The 12,082-nt window shown below is 42.4% G+C and carries 12 protein-coding genes and 1 pseudogene; 10 read left to right on the top strand and 3 right to left on the bottom strand.

Annotation, left to right across the window (positions count from 1 at the left end; translation table 11 throughout):
- Positions 1-380 precede the first annotated feature (380 nt).
- The 3 genes from V7K60_RS23510 (at position 381) to V7K60_RS23500 (ending at position 4,311) form a co-directional block, all read left to right on the top strand.
- The gene (locus V7K60_RS23510) at positions 381-506 is read left to right on the top strand and encodes a hypothetical protein (protein WP_334928841.1); all 126 of its coding nucleotides are present in this window, start codon (positions 381-383) and stop codon (positions 504-506) included.
- A 431-nt stretch (positions 507-937) separates the two neighbouring features.
- Positions 938-1,087, top strand: coding sequence for a plasmid mobilization protein (locus tag V7K60_RS23505; protein WP_334928839.1), 150 nt, complete (start codon positions 938-940; stop codon positions 1,085-1,087).
- Between the two features lie 299 nt (positions 1,088-1,386).
- Positions 1,387-4,311: a DEAD/DEAH box helicase family protein gene (locus V7K60_RS23500; RefSeq protein WP_334928837.1), complete on the top strand. Its 2,925-nt coding sequence runs from the start codon at positions 1,387-1,389 to the stop codon at positions 4,309-4,311.
- 76 nt (positions 4,312-4,387) lie between these two features.
- Here V7K60_RS23500 and V7K60_RS23495 read toward each other — a convergent pair whose 3' ends face one another.
- Positions 4,388-4,882 (bottom strand): hypothetical protein, encoded by a 495-nt coding sequence (locus tag V7K60_RS23495; protein WP_334928835.1) that lies wholly within the window; start codon positions 4,880-4,882, stop codon positions 4,388-4,390.
- 737 nt (positions 4,883-5,619) lie between these two features.
- On the opposite strand from V7K60_RS23495, the gene V7K60_RS23490 reads away from it, so the two are divergent.
- The 3 genes from V7K60_RS23490 to V7K60_RS23480 all read left to right on the top strand — a co-directional run bounded on the left by V7K60_RS23490 (position 5,620) and on the right by V7K60_RS23480 (position 7,671).
- Positions 5,620-5,898, top strand: coding sequence for a hypothetical protein (locus tag V7K60_RS23490; protein ID WP_334928833.1), 279 nt, complete (start codon positions 5,620-5,622; stop codon positions 5,896-5,898).
- 77 nt (positions 5,899-5,975) lie between these two features.
- Positions 5,976-7,439, top strand: a complete 1,464-nt coding sequence (locus V7K60_RS23485; RefSeq protein WP_334928831.1) for a hypothetical protein — start codon at positions 5,976-5,978, stop codon at positions 7,437-7,439.
- 10 nt (positions 7,440-7,449) lie between these two features.
- Entirely contained in the window at positions 7,450-7,671 is a 222-nt protein-coding gene (locus tag V7K60_RS23480; protein ID WP_334928829.1) for a hypothetical protein, read from the top strand.
- Positions 7,672-8,201: 530 nt separating this feature from the next.
- Here the strand turns inward: V7K60_RS23480 and V7K60_RS23475 are convergent.
- Complete coding sequence (locus V7K60_RS23475; RefSeq protein ID WP_334928827.1) at positions 8,202-8,822, bottom strand: hypothetical protein; 621 nt, start codon at positions 8,820-8,822, stop codon at positions 8,202-8,204.
- 177 nt (positions 8,823-8,999) lie between these two features.
- Between V7K60_RS23475 and V7K60_RS35395 the strand changes: the two are divergent.
- Positions 9,000-9,583: pseudogene (locus V7K60_RS35395) on the top strand (ShlB/FhaC/HecB family hemolysin secretion/activation protein); the annotation flags it as partial.
- A gap of 253 nt (positions 9,584-9,836) precedes the next feature.
- On the top strand, positions 9,837-10,091 hold the full coding sequence (locus tag V7K60_RS23460; protein WP_334928823.1) for a DUF7219 family protein: 255 nt from the start codon (positions 9,837-9,839) through the stop codon (positions 10,089-10,091).
- Between the two features lie 111 nt (positions 10,092-10,202).
- Here the strand turns inward: V7K60_RS23460 and V7K60_RS23455 are convergent, their stop codons facing one another.
- On the bottom strand, positions 10,203-11,231 hold the full coding sequence (locus tag V7K60_RS23455) for a VOC family protein (protein WP_334928821.1): 1,029 nt from the start codon (positions 11,229-11,231) through the stop codon (positions 10,203-10,205).
- 42 nt (positions 11,232-11,273) lie between these two features.
- Here V7K60_RS23455 and V7K60_RS23450 point away from each other — a divergent pair, with 42 nt between their 5' ends.
- Together V7K60_RS23450 and V7K60_RS23445 are read left to right on the top strand one after the other, a co-directional pair.
- A complete protein-coding gene (locus V7K60_RS23450) occupies positions 11,274-11,432 on the top strand; it encodes a hypothetical protein (protein ID WP_334928819.1) in 159 nt (52 codons plus the stop codon).
- 24 nt (positions 11,433-11,456) lie between these two features.
- Positions 11,457-12,080: a DUF3859 domain-containing protein gene (locus tag V7K60_RS23445; RefSeq protein WP_334928817.1), complete on the top strand. Its 624-nt coding sequence runs from the start codon at positions 11,457-11,459 to the stop codon at positions 12,078-12,080.
- Positions 12,081-12,082: the final 2 nt, after the last annotated feature.

Here is a 12,082-nt window from a genome sequence, read left to right as displayed (position 1 = left end):
GGTTATCATAAATAGTTTAAGTATTGGTAGTCACTATGATAACACTATTACTTAAGACCGCCATATTCGTTACTAGTTATCCTGGGATGCCTAGGGCTGACTCAGGTATTTTAGGTCAGCTTAGAGTACCAGAAGGATTGTAAAAGGGTTAACCGTTATGTGCCAGTTTATGCCTAAATGTGCCAGTTGCTAATGACACTAGGATACCAACTATGGTATCATTAATACATTATCAGCTAAGAAATAAGACATACATCACGATGGCTAACATGACCCTGAGATTGCCTGACGACCTAGATTCACAGCTTAAGGCACAGTTAGAGGAAAGGGGTATCAGTAAGCATCAGTTAATACTTAATATACTTAGGAGAAGTTCAGGAATGTCATTAGAAGACCAAGAACAAGCCCAGAACGATATCAGAGAGCTTCAGGATCAGGTTTATCAGCTACAGAACAAGGTAAAAATCTTAGCCGAACACGCCGGATATCCTTTGGGGACTTTCTAAGTTAACCCAACTAGCCGCGCCTATCTCTGCAAAGGAGTCATAGGCGAACTTGGCTATATCGTTGGCTGATTTGTGTTCATAAGCTTAGTATCTTATGATCCTTGCTGCTGCCTTAGCATTAATGATTTTGGCTCCATTCACACCAACCACCGCGCAGGAGAAAACCTTACATGGTAAGGATTTTAGGGGATTTTTACCTACTTTATCGCGCACCGCTTCTATGTACCTTAATAGTCCTCTTAAGGTACTCTCGTTTATGCCGGAGAGCCAAGCCAGCCCCCTTTGACTCATAAGGAAGTTTCATTATCTTTAGGTTTTATTAAGGTTTCATAGGGTAACTCAGGAATACGCAGAGGCTAGAACCCTTATTGCACCGTTGATATCCAGACCTGACATTTTTATTAGTAGTAAGGTCAACGGGGATTACAGAAATGACTAGGACAGCAAAGGTTAACTTCCGTGCTACTGAACAGGAAGTAGTAAGGATTAAACAGCTTGCGGCTATCGCTGGGTACTCGCAGTCTGAATATATCAGGTTAGTGGCTTTAGGGTTCCCAGTACAACCCGTAGAAACCAAATAGGGCAACCAGTTCACAGCTAGTTGCCCTAAAGTTCGATATTCAAAGTACAGACAACAGGGTTAAGTGCCCAAAGATTCAAATAACCAGTTCAAATATCACAAGGAACCAGAAACATGAACTACTCAAATAGTAGCGCACTTATCGATACTCAGTCAAGCCTTGATCAATACAAGGATGTAATCAGGTTTCTAAATGCTGTACATGGGGACAATGACATCTGTTTTCAGACTTTTGATGACTCAAAAAGTGGTAATAAGTCCCTAGTTGGTAACTGGCACAGCTCGGTAAACAGATCAACCATGAATCGCATAGCCGCACTGAACAGTAAGGGCGCTGGTGTTTACTATACAGTTAACCAAACTGATGGTCTAGGTAGAACAGCAGGTAATATTGTTGGCATTAATGCCCTATTTATAGATTTGGACGGAGTAGAGCCACAAAACCTAGATAAGCTACCGCCAGCAAGCGCGGTAGTCCAGTCTAAGAACGGTAAGCACATCTACTGGTTATTACAACCGGGTCAGGACATCAAGTTGTTTACCCCTTATCAGTCTATGTTGGCTGGGATGACCGGGGGTGATCTAGTGGTTAAGGATCTACCCAGAGTCTTGAGACTACCTGACTTCTACCACATGAAGAACCCTAGTTCGCCATTCATGGTTCAGTTGTTAGAGTTACACACCGATCGCCGCTACGTATTGTCTGACTTTTCTACACCTGCCCCTGACTCCATCAAGAAATCAAAAGTATCAAAGCATACGTCTGTAAATGTCAATGGTTCATTGGAGTCATTAGATAAGTTAGTAGATGAGTTGAGAGGGATGATAGCCCCTCCACCAAAGAGTAGCCGCCAGGTAGCCGCTAAAAAGGCTCAGATGATCAAGAAACTCAAGGCATCATCAAGAGGAGAAGGAACAGCCTCAGACACCATGTTTAAACTAGGGTTGATGATGGGGCCGTTGTTGGCTACGGGTACTATGAAAACATCGGATCTAGTTGAGTGGATATTTGAAGCAGCAAGGGCACAGTATGGCTCTGAAGTAAAAGTAGATGGTTCGGTATGGAATGAAGCGGAGGCCAAGGGGCAGCACATCACAAACGGGTTAGCCTACTACATCCAAGGTGCTATCGACAAGCACAAACAATCTAAGCTCCTATCAGTATTTCCTACTGGCATCATAAAAAACTCCCAGTACGTCTCAGAGATGGGTATTGACTACAAAAAAGAGAAAATAACCATTATCAAATCAGCGATCGGTACAGGTAAGACCAGAGCGCTAGTAGACACTATCAGAGACATCTTGACCGTTACTCCAGATGCTCAGATTCAAGTCGTATGCCACCGAGTACAACTAGTACGTCAGTGGGAACATGATTTAGCTGAGTTTGGTTTTATTGCCTATGACAACAAGGAAGCAATGGCTGGTTATACCCACGCAGCAGCAGTTAAGCGCTATATCACCACATACGATTCACTTGATCGCTTCCTATACAGAGGGGAAAACTGGACGGTGAGGACGAAGAACCCCCGAATCCTGATTCTAGATGAAGTAGACCAGGCATTTAACTATTTTCTGACTGCAACTGAAACCACTATTGCCAAAGTTAGAACTGAAACCTTTGATGTGCTGAAAATCCTGTCTCAGTTGGCTACCAGCATTATCGCCACTAGTGCCACAGTGACCAATACCGAAGCTGAGGTACTGAAGTACTTAACAAAGTCGGATAGCTGCCAAGTATTCATAAATGAGCATAAACCGTATCAGAAACGCTTTGTAAAACTACCCGATGCTAATGCCGCATACAGTCACATTTGCGCTTCTATTGATGAAGGTAAAACAGTTTATGTGCCTCTAGACTCTGCTAGTGACGCTGAGGCTTTGCATGGCCGTCTGACTGCCAGATATCCTCAAGTTAACATAGCACTATTCACTGCCGCTAATAAGTCCCAATACGACCAGAGCGATATTAACTCTTTAGTGCAAAAATACCAAGTAGTTGTCACCAGTCCGACATTAGGCACTGGAACTGATATAAACTCCAAATACTTCCATGACGTAGTTGGAATCTTTAATAACCCCCAGGATTTAGGCGCTGCGGATTGTCTACAAGCAACTGGACGGGTTAGATATCCTCTGGGTAACGTTTGTGTTTATATCAATGACAGAACTCCCCCAGGCGAATATATCCAAGCCGTTGAGGACAAGATAGCCAGCTTAGAAACTAACACATTAAACACTGACTGGATTCTATACCCACATATTAATGGGCTAAGTTGTGAAAACGATGATGAAATCCACATTGAGGTCAAGAACCACCCTGACATGGAAGCTGCTACTAAGTTTCAAGCCATCTACTTAGAAAAACAACTGGAAGGTAAAATCTACCGAGGTACAAAGTTCTGGCAGATGGTAACAGATGCGGGACATATCGTCACTGAAGAGGCTAAGGGCGCATTAGAGAAAACCATTACTAAGGCTGATTTAGTAGTAGCTAAAGAAGAGATTAGGCAAAATGAAGCGCAGTTTATAGTAGATGCCCCCCTGCTGGATGATGAGGAAGCTAGCAGACTGACCGCTTTAAGCACCACCTCACTTACTAAGATAGATAAGGCAGCTTTGGATCGATTCTTTATTGCCAAGGGGATGAATAAAGAAGACCTAACCGTTGAGGACATCATTTGGTATGGTAAGGTCGGCAAGAATGCTCTGAGGGTTCATAGGCTTGCAACAATGGACAAAAAACTCGCATGGTCGCTGGATTATCAGGACTATGGAAAACTGAGTAACTATGATGCCAAGTTCATCCAGCAAGACAAGGAAACAATGGATAGTCTGGTTGCTGCTTTAGTCCCAGTGATCGAAAAAGGACAGTTTAGTAGGTCTGATTTGGCGGATTTTGAGGCAGCTATGATCTCTTTGGGCACGGCGGCAATCAGAAGACTTGGCATTAAAGTTGATATGACCAAGCCTACTGTAGTTGCTAATGGCATCCTGGGATTGATGGGGTATGAAGTGGAGAAAAAGAGGGTTAGCAGTAACTTGCTAGTATCTCTGTTTTCTTTTAAGAAAAGTTCAAAAGATACTAGCAACCTAGAACAAACCTATCTCTACACTATAACCCCATGTGAGTATAAATACTTATTCAACTACTCTTTAGCGCCTATAGTCACCTTTGAGCTAACAGACGACCCTGAATACCTCGACAGCCTTGATGATGGCTAGACCCACCCCATAACAACCCTGACCCCCTCTGACAATCTAAGGATTACCGCAGGGGGTCTAAGTTTTCAAATCAGCACTACCTTACACAATCATTAGCAGCACCTATTGCTCTGGTAGTCAAGCTGTCATCAACTATAGCCGCATAGCTAGCGCTGTCTAGCCTCCTAGCAAATACTTCCTTCGCCTCTGGTTCCATCTGCTGCATTAGGTCATTACCTATGACATTTAGGAAATCCGATTTAGGTAGCCAAATGCTTATACCCCTGTTTTGATGTTTCTCTACCAACTGATCACTATCTGTAAACATTACGTATGTTCCACTGGTTCCATTCTTGAACCAGAACACATTAGCGCCTAACAACATACCAGCATAGTAAACCTTACATTCAGCCTTATCAAATGGTTCATCATCCACATCATCTGTTGGATCACCTGCTGAGGTTTGTATTTGGGCTTGTTCCTGTGACTGTGGGGATTGATGTAACCCTGAATACAGAACTAACAATATTACTAACACAGCAACCGCTTCTCTAGGGTTCTTCTTAATCAACTTTATGAGGCTATTTAGCATTGAGCTTTGCTAGTATCTAATATCACCTATCTAAGTCTATTCTGGTAAATAACCGAGGTCAAGGATACTAAAGCTACAACAAAGCCGTTTAGTCCTACGAGTTCCCTGCGATCGCTAAGGGCTTCTTGTAATCCGTAATATTTACTGTTTTAAACGCAAGCGCAACTGGGATAACATGGGATTCTCCCTTATTTCATAAGGGCTTCAGGGTCTTTTTAGCCACAACTAGTGCATTGGGCGCAATATTGGCTACTAGCTGTCTTAGAGTCCCAATGCAGTTAGGGGCAGCTAAATGACCCTAAAACTTTCAGGATGCTTACAGGGCAAGGATTTAGATATGCAGCATCCAATGCGGGTAAAATAATGATTCAGGTAGTAAAAGCCGATTTCCCGGTTTTGTAATCCCTGTGATTCGCTTCGGAAGAAATAGTCTCTAAATCCTTCAAAAACCGTTGCTGGTAAGGATTTAGCAACGGAAAAAGATAGCACTCGTGAAAAGCTAGGCTCAAAAAGCCTGAAGTCCTTTATTGGCAAGGCTTTGACACTAGTGAAATCCTAATATTCCAAAGCAGTAAATATTACGGATTTAAAATCCTCCATCATAACTCCTGTATTACCCCTTGATACCCTTATGGCTTCTGTGGTTCATCCGGCTGGCTGAATAGTACCCATTACCTCTAAATATCCTTGTTTGACTTTGGTTGACTTAGTTAAGTCAAAGGACAGAGATATTACCAATGGAAAAGATTAAGAAAACCAAGCAAACAGCAGTTAGATTTGACCAAGCTACCTGGGAATGGTTAGAGCAAGAATCGCTGAGAACGGGTAAGACCCCCTCGGCGTTACTCAGGGAAGGCATTGAGCTACTCAAGGCTGAGGTGCGCGTACTGGCTGACCTCAAAGCACGGTTTGAATCATCAGGGATTGCCTATCCCTCTATGAAGACCCAAACAGCTACAGGGGTTAGACAGGTTCCACTTAGGGGCTTCGAGGTTAACCAAATAGCCAACCGATGAGACTAGAAGCACATGGATAATACAGCCTAAAGTCAACTAATGTTTGACTAACTCTAGGAAACTCAATGTTTCCCTAGATGGCTAAGATTATCAAATCAGGTCGAGTTAAAAGCTTCAGTCCCAATAAGCACCCAAGGGGGTCACACGGGAGATTTACAGAAACTCCAGACGCACCCAAGGCTACCCGTGGGGATGCTCGGAGGCAATCAAGGGTACTCAAGTCAGCTAAAAAGGCTGCTGAGGTTCACCAAGAACGCCTTAAGGTTCACCAAAGCTTATCAGATGAACAAAGGAAACGATTAAAGTTTTACCGAGGTCTTAATCCTGAGCAACAGGAAAGGCTTCTAGAAGTTTTAAAGGCTAAGAAAGCACAGTCAGAAGCCACTGTAACCCCCGAAGCACCTCCAAGAAAACCTAAGAAATCCCTGACGCAGACTGAGGTTATTAAGCAGTCTAGAGTGCTTCAGTCGTCTAAAAAAGCCTCCGAGGTTTACAGGGCCAGACTGGAGTTGTACCAGGGGCTTAACCTAGATCAGCGTAGGCGATTACAAGAGGTACTAAGGGTACGGAAGGAAGCTAAGGGACTTCAGCGATCGCAAGCCACTAATACTACTGGGAAGTATTTAGCGGCTAATCCTGACCATTTGAGCGTCAAGGGGGATATATTAACCATTTGGGATGGTAAGCCAGAACTAGCCAAAGCCCAAGGCGGGTTTAAGACTAGGAAAGTTAAGGGTTATGAGTACTCAGTAGAGGTAGATGGTAAACAGGTTGTTCTCAACCGAAACACCAATATGCACGAGTACATAGGCGATCGCATATATGGAATGCCGTCATTAACCCCTAGACTTGCTGCCATGACTCCTGTACAGCTAGCTGACGGGTTAGCTAAGTACATGACCAAAGTAGAGACTAAAGACAGTACTGTACCGGACTGGCTGCCTACATACCACGGCAAGGTAGATAAGCCCCTGGTGACTAAAGGTTATGGCAAAATGCAACAGCACCATATCCATCAGTGGGCTAAAGTACCCCTGGATACCATTGTTAAAGACTACGAGTCAGGTAAGATAACCTTGGATGAGGCTAAGGCACGGACACAGGCTATTCTCAGCCGGGAAACCAAGAAGACTAAATCCGGTAAAACCATAGAGGATTGGGTTATTACCCCTACTGAGAAGGATCGGAGATCCTTTGTGGTGCTGCCAGGGGGATTACATGACATCAGTAACCGGAAAATGTATTTAGCTAATCATCCTACGGGTATTGATGTAGATGCCTCAGAGTTTAAGTTAAGGAGCTACAGGCTACCTGAGTTTGGTGATTCAGGTAGACGCTGGCATTCTGATACATTCAGACCCGGCTCATGGGTGGAAATATACCGAAGAGAATCCTATGTACTTTTGGGTGAACTAAACCGCAGAGTAGCCAAGGGGGAAGTAACCCCCCAGGAAGCCCAAAAGCTATTCAGGGATGGATTAGACAAGGTGGACAAGGTTAATCAGTTCAGGTTACAATATAGTAAGAGCCAGAGAAGCTAAGGTTAACTTTATGAAAACGCTAGACGTAACTTTTATACTAACTGACGGCTCCAAAGTAGACATAGAGTCTCTAGAACAGATTGCCGAGGTACGCCCCTTAGACGATGATGATTACAGGGACGCAGAGGTATTTGAAGTCAACTTAATAGACGGTAGTACTTACGAAGTCGATTATGTAGAGTCAGATGGCAATGCCAGAACTATATTATGGCAAGCCGTCGAGCCAGACTAGACATCATCCAGCCTACCTAAGCACCCTGAAATAATACCAAAGACTCAAAGACCTTAGATAAAATCTTGGGTCTTTTGGTTTTGTAGATACCTTAGCCGATTATTATAGTAGAAACTTGGTATTAATAGATACAGTTTAATACTGTAGTATTTGTCCTGTCTCATCAGATATTCTTGGGACAAAACTGGGACAGTTAAGACAAGTTTAGGATATCAGTGAAGTGAAAAAGGTACGGAGCGTCAAGATGACGTTAGTCGTTTCTCTACGATGTCAACGTAGCGCTCTAACCAACTGAGCTATACGTCCTTAACCACACAATTATCAATAGTAGCATATACTTCTTTGATAAGGCAAGATAAAAGACCAAATCAGGCGAACTCTATCACTCCCTAAGTAATCAAGCGCAGATGATGTAAAGTACTTGTTTGATTTGTAAAAAAGGTTGCACCACTTGCTACAAATCAAACAAATAAGTCAAATCCTCTTTCCTTTTGCCTCCAGCAAGACTGCCTGATTTCCTGCAAGCGTCTTTAAGTATCTCGAATCCAAAATGCCAATCCTCCCCCACGACCGCGAGCTGCAATGAAATCTTCTGTCACTAAAAAGAAGCCAAAGAACGGTAGTTTAGCTATAGGTTGGTTGTAGAAATCTTCTGTTTGAACTTTACCAGCACGGATTGCTCTGTTGTAAATAACACGACCAAACAAACTGATAATCATTTGGTTAAAGTCAAAGGCCAATAAATTTTTCTTACCGAAATATTGCACTAGCCCCGTAAGCTTCAGTGAAACTGGGTTCAACTCAACCTGATTAGTAATTTCGCCTCTGTCTGAATCCTGTTTCAAAGTGGCATTAAAGGAAACATGGACTGCTATAAACTTGGGCACATAGAGACCGTTGCCTAATACAATTCCCCCGCTACCTCTGTTTTTCTTAGTGCCAGTGACAAAGCAAAGTTGCCATTTACCGAGAAGAAACTCAAACGGATAAGTCAACCGTTGCTGCTTGGCAGTTTTTTCTGCTTGTAGCAACGCCTTTATTAATATTTCAGCACTAGGGCGTATGCATTGTGGTTGTCGATACGTAACCGCAGCTTGGGATAGCACGGTAACAAAGTCAAATGTCGCTGTAGGTGTTAAATTAGCCATCATGAAGCTACTCTGGATTTAACTATTTCTTTGCTTTTCTGATAGATTGTAGCGTTCATATTTAAGAAAGCACATCTTTCAACCGTATTATCCGCTAGAAGTATATCGCTCGATTTAAGTTACTAGTGGTAATACTAATTCTGCGTCTAACTCACGTTAAGTTAATAGCAACAAGAAAATTTGACAGAGATTGACATTGAGGGGACGCGACGATTAAACCCATCTTATATTCGTAGTCGCATCCAACTATGTGCTGGTATTCCTCTTAATACTGGTAAGCTGGAAGAACAGTTGAAATTATTGCGACTCGATCCCCTATTTACAAATGTGGAAGTGCATTTATGTCCAACGGGTAAGGTTGGTTAAAGTATTCTGGTTGTCAGAGTTGAAGAGGCAAAAACTTTAACTGGTAGTTTGGGTGTAGATAATTATTCGCCTCCCAGTATTGGGGCCCAAACATTGGGTATTGAATTGCGATCGCACAATTTAATTTTGGCGTTGATATATTAGATGAAACGATCAACAATGACCCCATACCCGATGGTCACTTTTTCAGTTGGCTAGGTCAAGTCCAGCGCGTGCAGCAACTCAGTAACGATCATCTATTGCTCATCCAAGCAGACTTGCAGCTTACACCAGATAGCCTTTTACCTTTTCAACAATTTGTGATTGGCGGTGGACAATCTGTAAGGGGATATCGCCAAAATATCCGTTCTGGGGATAATGGATTTCGGGTAGCGATCAAAGATCGGTTTACAGTGCAACTTACTCAAAAGCAACTTTGACTTACTCATTTTGATATTTTCCGCAAGCAAAAGCAACTTTGACTTATTCATTTTGATGTTTTGCTCTCTAATTTCAGTATTTTCCACAGTTTATTCCCTTTAAATCTGGCCTTATCCTAAGAACTGATCAAAATATTTACTTCTTCAGGAATGGGAATTTTCTACTGTGTATATACACATAGAGAAAGATCATAGTCTATAAATTTAACAAGGAATTATAGAAAGCAAACTTATGACACAACCTAACTCGCAAGACAAAAACAGCTTTCTTTACCCACGTAGTCGGTATTATGGAAAATTCCAGCCAGAAAACTTAGTGTTTAATGCCAATCTCCAAGAATTTTCCCAAAAAATTAGTTACATCACTTGCCTAGAAACTGGGGGAAAACTGTCTCAGGAAGAAGCCTACGAGAAAATTAAAACACTTTGGAAACAGTTAAAACACAGCAAAAAGCAGCTAGCTATTGGTGTAAATAAAGAAGTTTAAGCTACTGGGAAACGGGGAATGGGGAATGTGGGGCCCCCTCTGAGGATAAGGGGTAATGGGGATTGAGCATTGTTATTCTGCTCCCCTGCCCCTCTGCCTCCCTTGCACTAGCTAGTTACCTTCTAGCAAAGTCCAGAAATAGCCATCTGGTGCGATAAAGGAGAAACTCGTTTCGCCAAATTCATTACTAATAATGTCTGTAACTTTTTGTGCAGTACTCGCCTTGATGCGATCGCAATATTCCTGTATTCCTTTAACCCGATAGGTATATAAAGACATACCCAAGCTACCTGGTTGGGCTGCTTCAAAGCGCGATTCTAAATTAATAGATTCTGGGAATCGAACGATATAAAGTCTACCACTACGCGTAGCCATCAGGTCAGACTTAGAAGAACGGGGATCATCAAAGGTAGTCACAATAAACTTTTCACCAGAATTCAGGTCAAAAATATCTCGACCTGCTGGCGAAGATTCATAACTAGTTTCGACATCATCACGCACACGCAACAAACCCAAAACTTCCTCATAAAACTTCAGAGTTTCTTTGCTATCATCCTGAACGATAATCCCTATATGGGTAAACTGACTAGTCTTGAGAGGCGCATTATGGTTAACTTGTCCGTAATGCGGTAGCGTATAGCCAAATCGTTGAAATAAAACCTGTCGAGCTAAGGGTTGTAGTAACAGCATTTCTCGCACGCCAACTGCTGGCTCAAGAAAAGGACGGCTTTTTCTATCTTTGTTGTAGATGACTTCCCAATAAGGGTTAGAGTATCTAATAGGGAAACCTGCTGCTTTTGCATCCTCTATATGATTTAAGATACTCAAGACATCCGCAGTTAAACTTGTTGCCCAGCGATTTCCCTTAATTTTCATTGACGCAATTCCCAAACCTTCATTGGTGGGATTTTGCCAAACCATCAGCCTAATCAAACCATGATCTGCATTTTGGTGGTAGAGGCGGATTGAGCGTAAAGACGAATTCACTCCATATAATTGATGGGCTACATCTGCGGTTAATTCACCCACTTCACCAATGCGATAGCCAAATTGCTCCCAATAGTGAATTGCAGAAATTGGCTCTGGAATGCCGATACAGACTTCATAGAGACCTTTAATTGCGATTTGTTCTTGAGTCATAATCAGTGCTGAGTTAGGAGTTAGGAGTTTTCATGCAGAGACATGGAAACAAGAGAAAATAAAGTATTTACAAAAGTATCTCTTAAAGAATCCGAAAAGCAACAACTTTATTTTGTAGCTTATGATGTACCTACAAAAGTGAAATATCAGATATCTAAATATAGAGTCCTTCTGATTGCACGTAATCAAGAATCGCCATAAAGTTTTTTGAACAGGAGTTAAGCTATGACGCAGCGACTGACTCAAGAGCAATTATCACAAATAGTTACAGAAGTAGAAGGTCTGCAATTGCGTCGAGAAGCGGAACTAGACCAACAGCAGGTTAAAGAAATTTTACAGGAGTTGAATTTACCGCCTGAGTTACTAGATGAAGCGCTGATTCAATTAAATCGCCGCCAAGCATTAGAAGTACAACAACGCCGGAATCAATGGATTACCTTTGGAGTAGTGGCAGTTGTAGTGGTTGTCATTGCATCTACAATATTTTTCATGCAGCAGCAAAGTTCTACACTTTCCCGTGTTTATGCTCAAAAAGACCACATCACCTTAATACAAGATAATGGCGGCGACTTAAAGACAATTTCTCGCCAAACCAATCCAGAAGTATTGTATCGTGTCACCTTAAAAGATGCACCTTTGGGTAAAAAGCTGGCTCTCTCTTGTAATTGGATTGACCCAAGTGGTCAAATTGTCAAGCAAAACAACTATCAAACCCGCGAGATTAATACGTCTGTCTGGGATACCCAGTGTCGCTACACTATTAACCGGGCTGCAACTGTTGGCAATTGGCAGGTGCAGATGTTCCTAGAAGGTCGGCAGATTAGCGATGCAACCTTTGAAGTTAAATAGTC

This window comes from Nostoc sp. (assembly GCF_036917555.1).
Lineage (GTDB): Bacteria > Cyanobacteriota > Cyanobacteriia > Cyanobacteriales > Nostocaceae > Nostoc.
Note: the sequence above shows the minus strand (reverse complement) of the source record. Positions and strands in the feature narration are given on the sequence as shown.